Origin of the sequence: Sulfitobacter sp. CB2047 (assembly GCF_000735125.2) — a bacterium.
In the GTDB taxonomy this organism is placed as follows: domain Bacteria; phylum Pseudomonadota; class Alphaproteobacteria; order Rhodobacterales; family Rhodobacteraceae; genus Sulfitobacter; species Sulfitobacter pontiacus.
The window spans coordinates 2,604,308-2,622,800 of sequence record NZ_CP072613.1 but is presented as its reverse complement, the minus strand read 5'-3'; the positions used below and the strand labels follow the sequence as shown (position 1 = coordinate 2,622,800).

Annotated in this window: 16 protein-coding genes and 1 tRNA gene; 10 read left to right on the top strand and 7 right to left on the bottom strand. The window is 62.0% G+C overall.

The window, feature by feature from the left end; genetic code table 11:
- Positions 1-111 precede the first annotated feature (111 nt).
- Genes IV89_RS12920 through IV89_RS12910 form a run of 3 tightly spaced genes read left to right on the top strand, consistent with a single transcriptional unit; the run spans position 112 to position 2,280 of the window.
- The gene (locus tag IV89_RS12920) at positions 112-672 is read left to right on the top strand and encodes a hypothetical protein (protein ID WP_037943625.1); all 561 of its coding nucleotides are present in this window, start codon (positions 112-114) and stop codon (positions 670-672) included.
- Positions 669-1,067, top strand: a complete 399-nt coding sequence (locus tag IV89_RS12915; protein WP_005852019.1) for a phage holin family protein — start codon at positions 669-671, stop codon at positions 1,065-1,067. The genes IV89_RS12920 and IV89_RS12915 overlap by 4 nt, the downstream gene beginning before the upstream one ends.
- Positions 1,057-2,280 (top strand): DUF3618 domain-containing protein, encoded by a 1,224-nt coding sequence (locus IV89_RS12910; protein ID WP_037943626.1) that lies wholly within the window; start codon positions 1,057-1,059, stop codon positions 2,278-2,280. The genes IV89_RS12915 and IV89_RS12910 overlap by 11 nt, the downstream gene beginning before the upstream one ends.
- 233 nt (positions 2,281-2,513) lie before the next feature.
- Here the strand turns inward: IV89_RS12910 and IV89_RS12905 are convergent, their stop codons facing one another.
- The 4 genes from IV89_RS12905 to IV89_RS12890 are packed head-to-tail and all read right to left on the bottom strand — an operon-like array spanning position 2,514 to position 7,195.
- Entirely contained in the window at positions 2,514-4,724 is a 2,211-nt protein-coding gene (locus IV89_RS12905) for a xanthine dehydrogenase family protein molybdopterin-binding subunit (protein WP_037943627.1), read from the bottom strand.
- Entirely contained in the window at positions 4,721-5,695 is a 975-nt protein-coding gene (locus tag IV89_RS12900; RefSeq protein ID WP_037943628.1) for a xanthine dehydrogenase family protein subunit M, read from the bottom strand. The genes IV89_RS12905 and IV89_RS12900 overlap by 4 nt, the downstream gene beginning before the upstream one ends.
- On the bottom strand, positions 5,692-6,198 hold the full coding sequence (locus IV89_RS12895; RefSeq protein WP_005852029.1) for a 2Fe-2S iron-sulfur cluster-binding protein: 507 nt from the start codon (positions 6,196-6,198) through the stop codon (positions 5,692-5,694). Before IV89_RS12895 ends, IV89_RS12900 begins: the two co-directional genes overlap by 4 nt.
- 55 nt (positions 6,199-6,253) lie before the next feature.
- Positions 6,254-7,195, bottom strand: a complete 942-nt coding sequence (locus IV89_RS12890) for a LysR substrate-binding domain-containing protein (RefSeq protein ID WP_005852030.1) — start codon at positions 7,193-7,195, stop codon at positions 6,254-6,256.
- A gap of 117 nt (positions 7,196-7,312) precedes the next feature.
- Here IV89_RS12890 and IV89_RS12885 point away from each other — a divergent pair, with 117 nt between their 5' ends.
- From IV89_RS12885 to IV89_RS12875, 3 genes are all read left to right on the top strand, one after another.
- Positions 7,313-8,017 carry an SDR family oxidoreductase gene (locus tag IV89_RS12885; protein ID WP_037943629.1) on the top strand — a complete coding sequence of 235 codons (705 nt, stop codon included), beginning with the start codon at positions 7,313-7,315 and terminating at the stop codon, positions 8,015-8,017.
- On the top strand, positions 8,007-8,255 hold the full coding sequence (locus tag IV89_RS12880) for a DUF6552 family protein (RefSeq protein ID WP_009826291.1): 249 nt from the start codon (positions 8,007-8,009) through the stop codon (positions 8,253-8,255). The genes IV89_RS12885 and IV89_RS12880 overlap by 11 nt, the downstream gene beginning before the upstream one ends.
- A 573-nt stretch (positions 8,256-8,828) precedes the next feature.
- Positions 8,829-9,164, top strand: a complete 336-nt coding sequence (locus IV89_RS12875) for a hypothetical protein (protein ID WP_051843929.1) — start codon at positions 8,829-8,831, stop codon at positions 9,162-9,164.
- 252 nt (positions 9,165-9,416) lie between these two features.
- Here IV89_RS12875 and IV89_RS12870 read toward each other — a convergent pair.
- The 3 genes from IV89_RS12870 to IV89_RS12860 all read right to left on the bottom strand — a co-directional run bounded on the left by IV89_RS12870 (position 9,417) and on the right by IV89_RS12860 (position 11,343).
- Positions 9,417-9,491 (bottom strand) — tRNA-Gln (locus IV89_RS12870).
- Positions 9,492-9,777: 286 nt separating this feature from the next.
- On the bottom strand, positions 9,778-10,767 hold the full coding sequence (locus tag IV89_RS12865; protein ID WP_037943630.1) for an NADPH:quinone reductase: 990 nt from the start codon (positions 10,765-10,767) through the stop codon (positions 9,778-9,780).
- Between the two features lie 69 nt (positions 10,768-10,836).
- Positions 10,837-11,343 carry an SH3 domain-containing protein gene (locus IV89_RS12860; protein WP_005852039.1) on the bottom strand — a complete coding sequence of 169 codons (507 nt, stop codon included), beginning with the start codon at positions 11,341-11,343 and terminating at the stop codon, positions 10,837-10,839.
- Between the two features lie 126 nt (positions 11,344-11,469).
- On the opposite strand from IV89_RS12860, the gene IV89_RS12855 reads away from it, so the two are divergent.
- From IV89_RS12855 to IV89_RS12840, 4 genes are all read left to right on the top strand, one after another.
- The gene (locus IV89_RS12855) at positions 11,470-12,456 is read left to right on the top strand and encodes a D-glycerate dehydrogenase (RefSeq protein WP_037943631.1); all 987 of its coding nucleotides are present in this window, start codon (positions 11,470-11,472) and stop codon (positions 12,454-12,456) included.
- Positions 12,457-12,537: 81 nt separating this feature from the next.
- Positions 12,538-14,346, top strand: a complete 1,809-nt coding sequence (ggt, locus tag IV89_RS12850; RefSeq protein ID WP_051843930.1) for a gamma-glutamyltransferase — start codon at positions 12,538-12,540, stop codon at positions 14,344-14,346.
- Positions 14,347-14,376: 30 nt separating this feature from the next.
- Positions 14,377-15,789, top strand: a complete 1,413-nt coding sequence (locus tag IV89_RS12845) for an FAD-linked oxidase C-terminal domain-containing protein (RefSeq protein ID WP_037943632.1) — start codon at positions 14,377-14,379, stop codon at positions 15,787-15,789.
- Between the two features lie 205 nt (positions 15,790-15,994).
- Positions 15,995-18,487: an FAD-dependent oxidoreductase gene (locus IV89_RS12840; RefSeq protein ID WP_037943633.1), complete on the top strand. Its 2,493-nt coding sequence runs from the start codon at positions 15,995-15,997 to the stop codon at positions 18,485-18,487.
- Positions 18,488-18,493 lie beyond the last annotated feature (6 nt).

Genomic DNA, 18,493 nt, shown 5'->3' with positions numbered 1-18,493 from the left:
GGAACGTGACAAAAAAGGAGAAATTGAATGCATGGAATTTTCTACCTCATCGGCCTGATCGTGGTCGTTCTCGCCGTTCTCAACCTCATCGCCTAACAAAAGGAGCGCATCATGACTGATACTAAAAATAGCAATCCTGCCGGCGCGCAGGACCTGAATGAAAAAGTAAAAGCCACCGCCGCCTCCGCTACGGATGAAGCCAAAGCGCGGGCGAAAGACGTGGCCGACACCGTTGCCTCCGATGCCGCACGCTATGCGGATGAGGCCAAAGGTGCCGCCGCGAGCGAAGTCAGAGGCGTGGCCAGCGCATTGCGCACCGCCGCCGACGAACTGCGCAGCGGGTCGCCACAAGAACGCACCTTTAGCCAGCTTGCAGACGGGCTTGCGGATGCTTCTGACTCCATGCGCGACAAGGATCTCGGCGAGATGGTCGGCGCGGTATCTGACTTTGCCAAACGCAACCCCTTCGTCTTTCTGGGCGGTGCTGCCTTGGTCGGCTTTGCCGCGACACGGTTTGCCAAAGCGTCGAACACTGGCGCACGCGGCGAACGCTATGCCTACGAGGGCCGCGAGATGGAACGCCCCGCACCTGCAGAGCGCGCGCATAACCTAGATACAGGTGATGTCGCCAGCCCCGCCGTAAACACCACACCGAAAGGGAGCACAGTATGACCACCGATCCCAATAAATCCACCGGCAGCCTGCTGAGCGATGCGCTGACCCACGTCAGTTCGCTGGTCCGCAGCGAGGTCGATCTGGCCCGTGCCGAAGTAAACGAAAATCTGAAATCTGCGGGTGCGGCCATCGGTCTGATCGTCGGCGCTGTCGTCGTTGCCCTGACCGCTTTGAACGTGCTGTCCGCGGCATTGGTTGCAGCCCTCACCGAAGCAGGCATCCCTGCGGGGTGGTCGGCCCTGATCGTCGGCGTTGCCTTTGCACTGATCGCCTATGTGATGGTCAACAAAGGGACCAATGCGCTGAAACTCAGCAGCTTGGCACCGACCCGCACCACCAAAAACGTAAAACGTGACGCGCAAGCCGTGAAGGAGGTTTACGATGACAAGTAATAACCGCAGCCCCGAAGAAATCGAACGCGAGATCGAGCGCGAGCGCGCCGGATTGACCAGCACGCTGGACGATCTGCAAGACAAGTTCTCGGTCGAAACCATCGCCCGCCAATTCTCGGATCAGTTCCGCGAACACGGGGGCGACATCGGCCGCTCTGTCACCGATGCGGTAAAGCGCAATCCGATTGCGCTGGCGCTGACCGGTGTTGGCCTCGCGTGGTTGATGGCCGGCGACAAGATGCCAGGCCGCGACCGCTATGTTTCGCGCGATGATCGCGATTATCGCGACACCCGCGGGCATGCAAACTATTACGGTGTCCGTCACGACGACCACGACCTTCCGGTCAGTGCAGAACAGCATGGCGTTGTTCCAGTGGGCCAGCGTCGTGATCTGGGGCCACAGCCCGGCGATCCGTCCAAGCCCTATTACTCGGGCGATGTTGCGCGGACGGGTGATGTGCCAACTTGGGCGCTTACAGAAGATGACGATCAGCCCGGTATCGCACAGCGTGCAGGCGACGCGGCATCGCGCGCCGGTGACCGTGTATCGGGCGCGGCGTCCAGCGTAGCGGGGTCCGCCCAAAACGCGGGCTCGGCCGTGGCAGACAAAGCCAAGGGGGCCGCAGGTGCGGTATCGGATGCTGGTCATTCCGTCGCATCGGGGGCGCGCGACTTTGCATCCTCCGCCTCCGAGCGCGCAGCGCAGTTGCGCCGCCGTCTGGCCGAGGGCACCGAAGACCTGTCAGAGCAAGCCCGCGAGCGCGTCATTGCCGCGCGTGAAAGCGCCGTTCGTGCCCGTGCGACAGCCGCCTCCTATGGCCGCGAGGGTCGGGATCGTGCCGTTGATATGTACGAAGAACAGCCGCTGATCGCCGGCGCGCTTGCGCTCGCCGTTGGGGCCGCCATCGGCGCCGCACTGCCCCGCAGCCGGACCGAGGACCGCTACATGGGTCAGCATAGCGACCAGCTGATGGCCGACGCTGAACGTATCTTCGCCGAAGAAAAGGCAAAGCTCGGCAAGGTTGCTCAGGCGGCCTCTGACGAGGCGAAGAAGGTGTTGCGCGAAACCAAGGAAGACGCGGACGCCGCGGCCCCGGGTGATACAGCGGCAGACGCGATTGTCGAGAAGGCCAAAGCCTCCGGCCAACGTGTTGTCGACGCTGCCGAAGCCGAGGCCGATAAACAGGGTGTCGGAGACGTCAAGAAGTCCTGATAATGCCGGTATAGCTGATAAAAGCCCGCGCTTCATCGCGCGGGCTTTTTTGTGTCGTGTTGCTGGCGAAGGGGGCGGAGGGTACCACGACCGCCCCAGGGATCGGGATTGGACGATGCGCTACCCCCGTGCCGGATCTCCTGCCGGGAAATGGCCAAACATAGACAAAAGCCCACAAAAAAACCGGCGCAAGCTTTCGCCGCGCCGGTTGCTTTGTTTGCGGATGCAGCCGGTTACATCTCTGGAAGGCCCGACAGGATCTTGTCCATCGTCGCGGGCAGGTCACGCACCCGCACACCGCAAGCGTCGTAGATCGCGTTGATGATGGATGCGCCTGCGCCGCAGATACCCAGCTCTCCGATGCCTTTGGCCTGCATGGGGTTCGCCCAAGGGTCACGTTCCTGCACGAAGTTCACGGTCAGCTGTGGCACGTCAAGGTTTACCGGCACGTGGTATTCAGCCAGATCGTTGTTCACCAGATGGCCGTCGCGTTTGTCGAACATCAGCTCTTCGGTCAGCGCCATGCCGATGCCAAAGGTCATGCCGCCCAGACATTGCGAGCGCGCTGTCTTGGCGTTCAGGATGCGACCGGCGGCGAAGCTGCCGTGCATCCGGCGCACGCGCGTCTCGCCGGTGACGCTGTTCACGCCGACCTCGGCAAAGAAGGCACCGAAGGTGGCCTGGCGGCGGTCGGTCTGGGTGTCACCCTTCCTGATCGTGCCCTTGACCGTGAGCGGGCCATCCTTGGTGAATTCCGGCAGATCGGCGCGACGGTTGTTGGCGGTGGCGACCCCATCTTGCAGGGTCAGGTCGCGTTCATCTACGCCCATAGCCTCGGCGATCTTTTTGCGCAGGGCTTCGCAGGCGACAAAAACCGACCCGCCCGAGGACGCAGCACCCCAGCTGCCACCGGATCCGGCGGCTTTGGGCAGGCTGCTGTCGCCCAAACGCACGGTCACACGGTCCGAAGGCACGCCCAGCATTTCGCCCGCAATCTGGGTGAGGATCGCATAGGTGCCCGTGCCGATGTCGGTCATGTCGGTTTCAACCAGCAGACTACCGTCCTGATTCAGCGTCACGCGGGCGTGGCTTTCGCCCAGCATATTGACACGGGTGGCAGAGGCCATGCCGTAGCCGATCAGCCATTCACCGTCTGTCTTGCCAACCTCGCGGCTGTCCCAGCCAAAGGTCTTGGCCCCATCATCCAACGCCTCGGCCAATTTGTGGGATGAGAATGCGCGCCCGTCTGACGGGTCGACATCCGGAATGTTGCGTTTGCGTAGTTCGACAGGGTCGATGCCACTTGCGACCGCCAGTTCGTCCATCGCGATCTCAAGTGCGGTGATCCCGACCGCTTCCCCCGGCGCGCGGACAGAGCCTGCACACATGCGGTTGATCCGCTTGATGTGCATCCCGATCTCGCGGTTCTCACCACGGTAAAGGAATGGCGTGGCCTGGGCTACCGGCTCTGCAAAGCTTTCGTCCATCAGTTGCGACACGGTGGAATCGTGCCCGATGCCGGTCATACGCCCGTCGGCATCCGCGGCGAGCTTGATGTGCTGCACGGTCTCGGATCGACGCATTGTCGCTTCTAGCACCTGCTGGCGCGTCAATACGACAGCCACCGGTGCCCCCAACTCGCGCGCGGCGAGCGCCGCGGCCACGGCCTCGTGGCTGATGCCCAGTTTGGAGCCGAAGCCACCTCCCACGAACGGGGCCAGAAGATGCACATTCTCTGGGTCGATCCCTAGGGCGTCGGCCAGTTCGTTCACATTGTATTTGAGCATCTGGTACGACCCGCGCAGGGTCAGCTTGTCGCCGTCCAATTGCGCGATCGCGGCGTGGGGTTCCATTGCCGACGAGCTATGCCCGCCTGTGCGATAGGTTTCGTCCACGGTATAGGCGGCTTGCGACAGGGCGGCGTCGAGATCACCTTGGGAGGATTGTTTTTCCTTCGGGGTCTCGATCTCTGCCGTTTCCAGGTCGGTGACCGCATCGTCGGGCGTGATCTGAAGCTCGACCATATGGGCCGCATGGCGGGCTTGCTCGAACGTATCGGCGACGACCAAACCCACGGGCTGACCGACATAGGAAATCTTGCCGTCCGGCTGCACCGGTGCTTCGTTCGCGGTGCCTTGTGCGGGATTACGCAGGAAGGTCTTGCCGTGGAACACACCGCGCACCCCATCCAGCTTGCGGATCGCCTCGGCGTTCAGGCCGGTGACCTGACCGCCCGCGACAGGGGCACGCACCAAAACGCCGGTCAACATGCCCGTGGGCTGATCCTCATGCGCGTAGGTGGCGCGGCCTGATACTTTCAGCGGGCCGTCAGGGCGGTCCATGCCAGTGTGGATCAACCCCTGAACCGTGGCGTCCAGCCGGTTGCGGTCATCGGGTTCATCCATCGTCAGTTCGGCGGTCGAAATATTGCTACCGTCGGTCATTGCTGTACCCCCGTGAGTTCCTTGAGCGTGGCGATGAACGTGCGCCGTGCCAGCGGCACCTTGAACGCATTGCCCTCTTTCGGTGCGGCCTCCGCGACCAGAATATCAGCGGCTTTGCCAAACACCTCGCGCGCGGGTTCTTGGCCGATCAACGCGTCCTCGACCGCCGGATCGCGCCAAGGCATTGATCCGATACCGCCGCAGGCAATTGCGGCTTGGGTGATCTTGCCATCCGTCACCTTGATCCGCGCCGCGACCGATACCATCGCAAAGGCGTAGGACGCGCGGTCGCGTACCTTGCGGTAGGTCTGGCGACCCTCGGCGGGGGCGGGGAGGATCACGGCGGTGATCAACTCGCCGGGTTGCAAGACGGTTTCGACGGCGGGGTCGGTGGGGATCAGATAGAAGTCGGACAGCGGCACAGTGCGGGTCACACCATCGGTGGTCTCGATCTCGACCTCGGCCCCTAGCATCTGCATGGCCACCGCCATATCGCTGGGGTGGCTGGCGATACATTTGTCGGTCACACCAAGGATCGCGTGCAGACGGTTCGCCCCCTCCATCGCACTACAGCCTGAGCCGGGGTCGCGCTTGTTACAGGGCTGATCGGTGTCGTAGAAATAGTAGCAGCGGGTGCGTTGCAGCAGGTTGCCCCCCGTGGTCGCCTTGTTGCGCAGCTGACCGGACGCGCCCGCCAGCAGGGCGGAGGAGAGTGCGGCATAATCCGACCGTACCGTCATATCCGCTGCCAGATCAGAGTTGGTGACCAAAGCACCGATGCGTAGCCCGCCATCGCGGGTTGGGGTGATCTGTTTGAGGTCCAATCGCGAGATATCGACCAGCCGGTCGGGGGTCATCACCTCTAGTTTCATAAGGTCCAGTAGATTGGTGCCCCCGGCGATAATCGTGGCATCTGGGGTACCGGTGACATCGCTATTCGCACCGGCGCGGATGTAATCGAACTGTTTCATGACTGCCCCTTCGCCGTTTCGCGGATCGCATCGACAATGTTGGGGTAGGCGGCACAGCGACAGATATTGCCGGACATCCGCTCTGATATCTCGTCGTCGGTCAGCTCGGGCGAGGCTGTCAGACTGCCGGATACGTTAGAGGGCCAGCCGGCTTTGAACTCTTCGAGCATGGCGGTGGCTGAGCATATCTGACCAGGTGTGCAATAGCCGCACTGGAAACCGTCGTGTTTGACAAAGTTCTGCTGCATGTCGGACAGGTTGCGTTCATCGCCCAGACCCTCGATCGTGGTGATCTCGTCGCCGTCGTGCATACAGGCGAGCGTCAGGCAGGAATTGATGCGGCGGCCGTTGACCATGACGGTGCAGGCACCGCATTGGCCGTGATCGCAGCCCTTTTTGGTGCCGGTGAGGTTCAGGTGATTGCGCAGCGCATCCAGTAGCGACGTGCGGGTGTCGGCGTCAAGACTATGGTCTTCGCCGTTAACGGTCAGTGTCGTCTTCATGAGAAGGGGGCCCTTTGTCTTGTGACATCTATGAAGAAGAACCCCCGCCAGCGGGTCAGGGTTCCGCTATGGGAAGGTTGCTTTCGTCGTTTGGCGTTAGGGCGGCCTCTGCCACGTCGTCGCGGGCGCGGCCCAGTAGCCAATCGCGGACATGAGCGGCACCGCTTGGGGAGCCTTGCCGTGGGGACAAAAGGTAAAACCCGCTACCACCGCTCAATGCGCCTTCAATCGGTTGCACCAGCCGTTTCGCACGCAGATCACGCTGGACAAGAAACCGGTTGGCAAGGGCGATCCCCTGACCGGCAAGCGCCGCATCAAGGCTAAGCGTCGTCTGGTTGAACCGCAGACCGCGCGCCGTCGGGACATCGCGCCCAAAGACCGTTTTGATGAACTGCGGCCAAAGATCGTGCGTGTCATGCAGCAGCGTCGCCTCTGCGATACCTGCCGCGTCCATCGGCGTGTTCAGCGCTTCTGCCAAATGGGGGGCGCAGACGGCGACGATCTGCTGCTCGAACAACAGATCCGCGCGCAGGCTCGCCCCGAACGGCGGATTGCCCTGCCGCACGGCAAGGTCGATTCCATCCGCGTGAAAGCTGGACACTCTTTCGGTCGCGGTGATGCGCAGATCAATGCCGGGGTGCGCTTGGGTAAAGGCTGCCAGTCGGGGGATCAGCCATTTCGACGCAAAGGTGGGGGTGACACTGATCGTGACGTGGGACGGCGCGGTGCGCAGCGCATCTGTTGCATCGGCCATTTGGTCGAAAGCGCGGGCAATCGCGATGTGATAGGCGCGCCCTTCTTCGGTAAAGGCCAACCCGCGCGGCTCTCTGAGGAAGAGACGCAGGTTCAGGTGGTCTTCTAGCCCGCGCACCTGTTGGGCCACGGCACCTTGGGTCACGCCCAATTCATCAGCTGCGGCGCGAAAGGTAAGATGGCGGCCCGCAGCTGCAAAGGCGCGCAGCCCGTTCAGAGGGGGGAGGTCGTTCGAGGTCGGCACAGTAGAAATCCTATCGTCATGCAGCAGTATGTCTGGCTGGTCGAAGCGTTGCAAAGCGCTTACCTGCGGTGAAGCAGACGCGCTAGCGCTGCTTAACACATAAAGGAGGCAAACGTCATGAGTGTAGAAAAAGTAGCGTTAATCACAGCGGGCGGCAGCGGCATGGGGGCAGGGGCTGCCAAAAAGCTTGCCGCCGATGGGTTCAAGGTCGCGATCCTGTCGTCCTCTGGCAAAGGCGAAGCACTGGCCAAAGAGCTTGGCGGCTTCGGTGTCACCGGCACCAACCAGTCGGTTGATGATCTGGCGCAATTGGTTGATGGCGCTATGGAGCGGTGGGGGCGCGTGGATGTGCTGGTGAACTCGGCCGGTCACGGACCCAAGGGCGACATTTTGGAGATGACGGATGACGACTGGCATCAGGGCATGGACGTTTACCTGATGAACGTGATCCGCCCTACGCGACTGGTGACCCCGATCATGGCAGCACAGGGCGGCGGCGCGATCATCAACATCTCTACCTTCGCGGCGTTCGAGCCCGACCCTCTGTTCCCCACATCAGGGATTTTCCGCGCGGGGCTTGCAGGGTTCGCCAAGCTTTACGCCGATCAATACGCAGACAAGAACATCCGCATGAACAATGTCTTGCCGGGGTTCATCGACAGCCTGCCCGAAACAGACGACCGCCGCGCGCGCATCCCCATGGGCCGGTATGGCACCGAGGCAGAGGTCTCCTCCCTCATCGGGTGGTTGGCGTCCGACCAAGGCGGCTATGTCACCGGTCAGAACTGGCGCATCGACGGAGGGCTGACCCGTGCCGTCTGATCTGATCGCCTTGCGCAGCAGCACCCGACTTGCGTTCTGGATCAAATGGGCCGCATCGATCGTGCAGATCCTCGGCTACGCCGCAACGGGATTCGGCTGGACGCCGTGGAACCTCTATCTGTTCATCGTCGGCGTCATCGGTTGGTTCATCGTAGGCACCCTGTGGAACGACAGGGCGATCATGCTGATCCACCTTGTCGCACTGGGGTCGATGATGGTTGGCATGGCCAGCCAATAGCGCGTTTGGCATCGCCCCTGCTGGCCGCATCGCCACCTGAGTATGTGAGGCCGTTGGGGCCATGCCAGCTACACAGACTTCAGAACCCTTCCCAAGGGTTCTTTATGCTGCCGCTCGGCCACCTTGGGTGGCTGGGCACGGCAGCGAATTCGAGGGGGGGCGGGTGCCCCTGATCTCTTTCGGGTGGTTTACCGCGACCAATGCCTATCTCCGGCAGCTCTCATCACCTCTGTCTCCAGTCGAGAACCAAGATTAGCCTGCTTGAGTATCGATCACGCTGGGGCGGAAACGGGGGCAAGGCGAAGGGAGTGAGGCTGGCGAATGCCAGCCTCCAACGGACAGAGACTTTCAGACAGGCGATCTGAGCGCGCAGCGCGAAGAGCTAGAGCAACTTAAAAAACCGTCCTAACCCCATTAAACGCACGTGCGAATTAGCTTCCTCTGGTGTTGCTACCAAATACAAGAGTGATCCACGGAAGTTCGTGTCTAGCGAGTTGGTTGGTGGTAGATTCAATTCATGCTTGTATGAGGGAAATGGCTATGCCTTTCTTCGTTAATGCAAAGGAGGCATTTATGAAAAACATGATTTTAACTGCTGTTACGCTAGTGACATTGGCTGGATGTGTTGCACCTGCGGCGTCGCCAATGGAAGCCGCTGCCAGAAGAGCCGCTGGGGCGGAGATAGTTGCTAGACAATGCGCGGGGTATGCTGGGGGATACTCAAGTGTGAAGACATTGCGAGAGGACGCTAGCAAGAATGTTGCTACTGCACGAAATCTCGGAGCAACGGACGCCGTAATCGCAAAAGCGCGTAACGATATGCAGACCGGATTCAATACAATGGTCGCATTTACCACCCCGCAAGAAGCCTGCAACAAGCTGATCGGTGAGCTCGCGTGGGTGGGATAATGACAACGCGTCATTTATTTAGGTGAAACAATAGAGCTCCGCCGCTGCTACTCAACTGTGGCGGAGCTACCCCTAACATGGGTGAAGTGTTCGCAAAAGGAATCGCAAAGTCGAATTTCTATGACGGCCAGATAATGGACCGGCATCGCTACTTGTCACGGGCTGTGATGTCACAAACTGCTACGAAAACCTGCTACGATCCCAGTCGCGGTGGCATTCGGAAGTGTTTGAATTATCTGAAAAAGGTGGTGTTGGCTGGGATGGTAGGATTCGAACCTACGGTACACTGTACCAAAAACAGTTGCCTTACCACTTGGCTACATCCCAACGTGTGGGCGTAATTAGTCCGGAGTGCGGGGGGGTGCAATACCTTTCTGGAGAAAAAGTGAGGAGAATCTCGGAATTTATTCTTGAGCCGTGTTCGGGGCAGAGCAGGCTGTGTTCTATTGGGGAGGATCAGCGGGGTCGCTCGGCCGCAGGGGGCCTATTGCCGCTGTAGGTCTTGCTGCTGATATCCTGTGTCCGAGCGAACACGTGATCGTGCGAACGGGGCGACGCACCGCCGCCGTCCCCCTCGCTTCAAGGGTGCAGTATATGTCGCGTGCGAGGGCTGTCAGCCTTCGCAGTTGATCAAGATCGCACCGGCGCGGGCACCGGCTTCGACGGCTTCATGGGCTTTGACCGTGTCTGAGAGCGCGAATGTCTGCTCGACCGGGCAGTGCAGCGCCCCTTCGGCCAAGGCTTGGTGGGTTTTCTTGATCGCGAGGGTACGTTCGGCCTCGGTCAGCAGGTAGACGAGGATGATGTCGATGGTCACCGCCTTAAAGAGCAGGGGCAGGAAGGGGAGCGTCGGCTCCATCACCTTGGCAGAGCCATAGGCCGCGATGCGCCCGTTGGGTTTGATCACTTCGGCATCCAGCGCGATATTGGCCCCGAATTCGACCTCAATGATCTGGTCGACGGGGGCACCACCGTTGGCATCAAGCACCTGTTGCGCCAGATCGGGGGCGCTATAGTCCAGCACGACCTGTGCGCCTGCGGATTTTGCGCGCTCGGCCCCACTGGCTCCGGTAGTGGCGATAACGCGCGCCCCTGCCCAGGCGGCGAATTGCACAGCGAGATAGCCGACGGTGCCCGCGCCCCCCTGGATCAGCAGCGTTTGCCCCGCGACATCACCGCCGTTGAACACGGCGTGGGCCGCGGTCAGCCCGGGGATGCCAAGGCTGGCGGCAGTGTCAAAGCTCACGTCATCGGGCAGCGGGACAGCTTGGGCTTGCGGCAGGGCGATATGGGTCGCGGCAGTGCCGAAGGGGCGCTGCCATTGCCCGTTCCAGATCCAGACGCGCTGGCCCACGCGGGCGTGGTCCACACCGTCGCCCACGGCCTCGATCACGCCGGCACCATCGCTATGCGGGATCACTGTCTCGAAGGGCGGATGGGTCATGCCGGGGCGCCCGCGTCGGGATTTCACATCGGACGGGTTGACGCCCGACACGGCCAGCCGCACCAGCACCTCGCCCGCAGCGGGGGCAGGGGTTGGCATCTCGGTCAGGGTCAGCGCGTCGCGTGCTTCGCCAAGGGTGGAATAGGTGACTGCGCGCATGAGAGCTCCTGATCATGGGGACGGTTTTTGTCACCTAAGCCCAAGACCGCGGCATGTGCAATTGCGCGGTCAGTCGCGTAGCTCTTTCGGACCCACGCCCCAAAGCCGTGCTTTGGGGGCCCAGCCTTTATAGCCGCCGACCCGCAGGAAACACCATTCAAGGTCGCAGGCTCCGAGCCGCGCGATCACGCCCAGTTCAAGCTCTGCCTCGACGGGGGCCTTGGGGTCGGGGCGGACAAGCAGCTGCAAACGGTCCTGTTCGACCAGAACGGTGCGCGTGCCCGACAACAGCGAATAATGCACCCAGCCGCCCATACCGTCGCGGTCTTCGACGCGGCGCCAATGGCCATGCTCTGCCGTGATGCGCAGGGGCAGGTCGCGATGTTTGAACACCCAATCGATCCGGTGCGTCAGCGATGGCCCGCGCCGCACGTTCCCCTCGCTCGCTTTCATGGACACGAAACGGGGCACCGGCAGGTTGGTCACCTGGCCGACCTCTTGCGCGAAAACCGGGGTGGTGCACAGGTGAACGGCTGCAAGGGCGCCCAAAAGGACGGAACGTAACATCGGTTTCATGACTGCCTGTCTGGTCTGTTGCCGTTGATTTAATGCAGTTTTGCCCTGCGAGGTTCTTGTGCCTCGTCTCTGCTTGGGACACCATGCCACCAAGCACAGTGCAAAGCCATATTTGGGAGGCCCACAATGTCAAAGCAACCGCTAAGTGTTGTAGTCACGCGACGGTTGCCGGAAGTCGTCGAAAAGCGATTGACGGAACTGTTTCATGTGACGTTGCGCGCGGATGACACGCCGATGACCCGCTCTGAACTGGGCGAGGCGATGAAAACTGCGGATATCCTGGTGCCCACCGTGACCGATGAAATCGACGCGGCGCTGATCGGGCAGGCGGGGGACCGGCTGAAACTGATCGCGAACTACGGGGCGGGGGTCGATCATATTGACGTGATGACAGCGCGGCAACGCGGGATTCTGGTCTCCAATACCCCCGGCGTGCTGACTGAAGACACCGCCGATATGACCATGGCGCTGATTCTCGCGGTCACACGGCGCATGTCCGAAGGCATGGCGCAGATGCAAAAAGGTGATTGGCAGGGCTGGGCCCCGACCGCGCTGCTTGGCGGGCGCGTCAGCGGCCGCCGTTTGGGTATTCTGGGGATGGGCCGCATTGGTCAGGCCGTCGCACGGCGCGCGGCTGCCTTTGGCATGCAGGTCCACTACCACAACCGCCGCCGTCTGCGCCCCGAGATCGAAGAGAGCCTTGGCGCGACCTATTGGGAAAGCCTTGACCAGATGGTGGCCCGCATGGACGTGATGAGCATCAACTGCCCGCACACCCCCAGCACCTTCCATCTGATGAACGCCCGCCGCCTGAAGCTGATGAAGCCCGACGCGGTGATCGTAAACACGTCCCGGGGGGAGGTGATCGACGAAAACGCCCTGACGCGGATGCTGCGCGCGGGCGAGCTGCAAGGCGCAGGGCTGGACGTGTATGAACACGGCACCGACATCAACCCGCGCCTGCGCGAGCTGAGCAATGTCGTGCTCTTGCCGCATATGGGGTCTGCGACGCTCGAAGGGCGGGTAGAAATGGGCGAGAAGGTCATCATCAACATCAAGACCTTCGAAGACGGGCACCGTCCGCCGGATCAGGTCGTACCCTCGATGCTTTAGGCGCAGCGCCGGTGCGGTTCAATTTGCGCTGGCGCTAAAAACAAGTAGGTTGACCCCGAGCACCGGAACGGGGAGGGGACCATGCTTGCACATCACATCGTAAAGTACATCGGGCGGACCTGCACAGCCATCGCCATAGGTGGTTTTGTAAGCGGGGCCGCTTTCGCGCAACAGGCCGCCGATAGTGTCGCGCCCGAAGGTGCCAGCCAAGGCAGCTTTACCGGCATGTCGCCGCGGATCACCGCCGCCTTCGAGGCTAAGGATGCGGGCAAACCCGTCATCGCCCGGAACTGGATGGTCGCCGCCGCCAACCCTCATGCGGTTCAGGCGGGGGCGGATGTGCTGGCACGGGGCGGCACCGCAGCCGATGCGCTGGTCGCCGTCCAAGCGATGCTGGGGCTGGTGGAGCCGCAAAGCTCTGGCCTGGGCGGCGGGGCGTTTCTGGTCTGGTATGACGCCGCATCGGGCAGGCTGACCACGCTGGACGGGCGCGAAACCGCGCCGCTGGCGGTCACGCCGCAACTCTTTCAGGACGATCAAGGTGTGCCGCTGGGGTTCTTTGACGCCGTCGTTGGCGGGCGGTCGGTCGGTACGCCGGGCACCCCTGCGTTGATGGCCGCAGCGCATGAGAAATGGGGCAACCAGCCGTGGGCCGATTTGCTGGCCCCCTCTGTCGCATTGGCCGAGAAAGGCTTTGCCGTATCCCCACGTCTTGCGGGGCTGGTGGCTGATGACGCCGAACGGCTGGCAACGTCGGAAACGACAGCATCCTATTTCATGCCGAACGGCACGCCGGTTCAGGCAGGCGATACGCTCAAGAATCCCGATTATGCCCGCACGGTCGCGGCGATGGCTGAACGCGGGGTGGAGTCTTTCTATACCGGCGACATTGCGCGCGACATCGTGGGGGCTGTCCAAGGGGCCACCAACCCCGGTGTGCTGTCAGAGGTCGATCTTTCGATCTATCGGGTCAAGGAACGCGACGCCCTTTGCGCGCCCTATCACGGGCATGAGGTCTGCGGCATGGGGCCGCCGTCCTCTGGTGCGCTGGCCGTAGGGCAAATACTGGGGCTGCTGGAAAATGCGGACCTGAGCGCCGGACCGGCGGACGCGGATGTGCTGCGGCTGATCGGCGATGCCTCGCGGCTCGCGTTTGCGGATCGGGGGCGCTATGTGGCCGATACCGATTATGTGCCGGTGCCGGTGACCGGTATGCTCGACCCATCCTATCTGGCGGATCGCGCCAAGCTGTTGCAGGGCGACGATGCGCTGCCCGAAGTCACCGCAGGCGCGCCCGCTTTCGACCATGCCCTAAACTTTGCCGATGATATCTCTATCGAGCTGCCGTCGACATCGCATGTGTCGATCGTGGACAGCATGGGCAATGTCGCGAGCATGACCACCACCATCGAAAACGGCTTTGGGAGCCGCCTGATGGTGCGCGGGTTTTTGTTGAACAATGAGCTGACGGATTTCTCTTTCCGGTCGCATACCGATGGCGTGCCGATCGCCAATCGGGTCGAGCCGGGAAAACGCCCGCGCTCGTCGATGGCACCGACGATTGTGATGAAGGATGGCGCGCCGGTTCTGGCCGTGGGCAGCCCCGGTGGCAGCCGCATCATTGGCTATGTCGCGGGCGCGATCATCGCGCATCTGGATTGGGGGATGGATGTGCAACAGGCCGCAGCACTGCCCCATGCGATCAACCGGTTCGGCCCCTACGACCTTGAGGAAGGCACCGACGCCGCCGCGATGGCCGATGCGCTGTCCGGCCTTGGCTATGAGGTGAACACCCGCGCGCTGACCTCGGGGTTGCATATGATTTCGATTGGCGATGACCTGCGCGGCGGGGCTGACCCGCGCCGCGAAGGCATCGCCCTTGGCGAGTGATCGCCCATTCTGAACCAAAGGAAAGACCACATGGCACAGGCCACCGACATGCCCCGCAACGAGACCGGGATCGACACCGCTTTGGGTATCCTCAAGCAGCAATTCGGCGAACGCTTCCAGACGGGGGGCGCGATCCGCGAACAGCACGGGCATACGACGACCTGGATCAGAAATCAGGCTCCTGATGCTGTGGTTTTTGCCCGCTCGACCGATGATGTCGCGGCTGTGGTCAAGGTCTGCGCCGCGCATAAGGTGCCGGTCATCGCCTTCGGCACCGGCACCTCGCTTGAAGGGCATGTGAATGCGCCCGCGGGGGGCGTGTCGATCGACGTCACGCAGATGGACGCGGTGGTCGAGGTCAACGCCGGCGATCTGGATTGCCGCGTGCAACCCGGCGTCACCCGCGAGGCACTGAACACCCTTTTGCGGGATCAGGGCCTGTTCTTTCCCATTGATCCCGGGGCCAATGCCTCGCTTGGCGGGATGACGGCGACGCGGGCCTCGGGCACCAACGCGGTGCGCTATGGCACGATGAAGGACAACGTGCTGGCGGTCGAGGCGGTGATGGCCGATGGCACGGTGATCCGCACCGGGGCACGGGCGCGCAAATCATCCGCCGGATACGATCTGACGCGTCTGATGGTGGGCTCTGAAGGGACATTGGGCGTGATCACCGAGATCACGTTGAAGCTACAAGGCATCCCCGAGGCGATCAGCTCTGCCCGCTGTTCCTTCCCCTCGGTCGAGGCGGCCTGTGAAACCGTGCAAAGCGTGATCCAATACGGGCTGCCCGTCGCACGGATAGAGCTGCTGGACGCGATGGTCGTGCGCGCGGTGAATGGCTATGCCAAACTGTCGCTGCCCGAAACGCCGATGTTGCTGCTGGAGTTTCATGGCTCTGACGCCGGTGTGGTCGAACAGACCGAGACATTCGCAGCGCTTGCCGATGAAAACGGTGGCACCGACTATCAGGCGACCACCACGATGGAGGAACGCAACAAGCTGTGGCAAGCGCGCCATGATGCCTATTGGGCGATGCTGGCCCTGCGCCCCGGCTGCAAGGCTGTGGCAACCGATGTTTGTGTGCCGATCTCAAGGCTGGCCGAAGCGGTCGGGCGCGCGAACGCCAAAGCGGCGGAGCTGGGTCTGATCGCGCCCATCGTCGGCCACGCAGGCGATGGCAATTTCCACGCCTCGCTGCTTCTGGATATGGACGACGCGGATGAAGTCGCCGGCGCCGAAGACTTCATCAGCTGGCTCAACGAGCTCGCGATCTCGATGGAGGGGACATGCACCGGAGAGCATGGCATCGGACAGGGCAAACGCCCCTATCTGGTCAAGGAACTGGGAGCGGCAGTGGGCGTCATGGGCGCGATCAAACAGGCGCTCGACCCCGATAACATTATGAACCCGGGCAAGATTCTTCCCGAATCCCTGGCGTAGTCGGGACGGCGCGCGCGGTATATCGATCCCTGCCACCGGCAGGGATGCGATGCCTCCGGCGGGGATTTTAACCATTTGGAAGCGGCCTGCGCGCGAGTTTTTCGACGTTGGTCGCATTTGTGCTGTCTTTGGTCGGCTGGGTTCTGCGTTTTGCGCGGGGGCTGCTAAATGTCGCTAAGACCTATTCTGGCGGAGCATTGGATTCATGAAAACTCAAGTCAAAGCACTGGTTGTGGGCGGCGGTGCCGTTGGCACGTCGATTGCCTATCATCTGGCCCGCGCCGGATGGGACGATGTGATGTTGCTTGAGCGGGACGAGCTGACCTCGGGGTCTACATGGCACGCGGCAGGGTTGCTGCCCTATTTCAACATGTCCTATGCGACGACCCACATCCACGACTATTCGATCAAGTTCTACAAGACGCTTGAGGAAGAGACCGGCCTGAACGCGGGCTTTGCCGTGGTGGGCAACCTGCGCATGGCGCAGACGGACGAACGCATGGATGAATACATGCTCTATGCCTCGACCGCCGAGACCTGCGGCGTGCCCTATACCTTCATGACGCCGGACGAGATCAAGGCAAAATGGCCGCTGATCAAGACCGACGATCTGAAAGGCGCGCTGTACCACCAGACGGACGGCTACATTAACCCCGCCGATGTCACCATGGCGATGGCCAAGGGCGCGCGGCAGCGGGGCGTGGCGATTGAGCGCAAGTGGCAGGCGGATGCCTTTCACTGGAATGGCGTGGCATGGGAGGTTACCATCACCAAGATGGTCGAGAAGGGCGGGAACCTAGTACCCTCGGACGAGCAGGTCGTGATCACTGCCGAACATGTTGTTACCGCCAGCGGCAACCACGCGCAGCGCACCGCCAAGATGCTGGGCATCAAGATGCCTGCCATTCCGGTCGAACATACGTTTATCGTGATGGATCAGGACCCCGAGCTGGTCAAATGGCGCGCCGATGGCAATCCGGAGCATCCGGTCGTGCGCGACGCCGACAATGAATCCTACGCCCGCGAAGAGCGGGGCGGCTGGATTTTGGGCATTTACGAGCGCGGCGCGCCTGCGCGGTTCGAATATGGGGTGCCGGACAGCTTCCGGGCCGATCTTTTCCCGCTGGATCTGGACCGGATCGCGGATCAGTATATGGCCATGGCCGACCGCGTCCCGTCTTGTGCGGACTCCGGCCTCAAGGACGATTTCAACGGGCCGATCTGCTATACGCCCGACGGCAACCCGCTGGTTGGTCCGGCACCCGGGTTGCGCAATATGTGGCTGGCCGAAGGGTTTTCTTTCGGGATCACGGCTGCGGGGGGGACGGGGTACTACCTTGCGCAGATGATGGTCGAGGGCGAGGCCGAGATCGACATGGCGTCGCTGGACCCCAAACGCTATGGCGACTGGATGACCACCGAATATGCCGCGCGCAAGAACGAAGAGGCCTATGAGCACGTCTATATCCTGCACCACCCGGATGAGGAGCGCCCCGCGTGTCGGCCCTTGCGTACCTCGCCTGCCTATGACCGTCAGGCCGCCCGTGGCGCACAGTTCGGCCATGTGAACGGGTGGGAACGCCCGAACTACTTTGCGCCGCTGGGGTTCAATGACCACGACAGCCGGTCCTTCCGGCGCGGCGGCTGGTGGCAGCATGCGGTCGATGAGGCCAAGGCGATCCGCGAGGGCGTGGGCCTGATCGATGCGACCGCCTTTACCAAACACCTGGTTAAGGGGCCGGGGGCCACTGCCTTTCTGGATTGGTTCACCTGCAACAAGCTGCCCTCGGTCGGACGCATCAACCTGACCTATGCGCTGACGATCAACGGCACCACGCGCACCGAATATACCATCGTGCGGCTCGCTCAGGATGAATACTACCTTGTGTCCGCCGGGGCCTGGACGGCCTATGATAGTGATTTCCTGCGCAAGGCCATCGCCGATAAAGCGCCAGAATTCGGGTATATCGAATGTCATGACGTGACCACGCAATGGGGTGTCTTTGCCATCGCGGGCCCCAAATCGCGCGATGTCCTGAAAGAGGTCATCAAGGATGCGGACCCCGAGACGGTCCTGAGCAACAAGCGGTTCCCTTGGCTGACCATGCGCAATATCGAGCTGGGGATGGTCCCCGTCCGCGCCATCCGCGTCGCCTATACCGGAGAGCTCGGCTGGGAGCTGCACCACCCGATCGAGATGCAGAACCACCTGTTCGATCTGCTGGAGAAGGCGGGCGAGAAACACGGGATGAAACTGGTCGGCGCGCGGGCACAGAACTGGCTGCGGCAAGAGAAATCCTACCGCGCTTTCGGCAATGAACTGGGCCGCGATGCCACCCCGCTAGAGGCCGACCTGCCGCGCTTTGTCGACCTGTCCAAGGACTTCCACGGCAAGGACGCAATGCAGGCCCATGGTATCCGCAGCAAATGTGTGACCTTGCTGATCGACGGGCCCGACGACGCAGACCCTTGGGGCCGCGAAGTGCTGTACCACGGCGACACCCGCGTTGGCCGCCTGACCTCGGGCGGGTATTCGGTGGCCTTCGGGAAATCCATCGGCATGGGCTACGTCAAACCCGACATCGCGGTGGTTGGCACAAAGCTGAAGGTCAAGATGTTCGACCAGCTATGGGATGCCGAAGTTGTGGAGGACAGCCCCTACGACCCGAAAAACGCAACGATCCGTGTGGATGGGTGAGGCTTG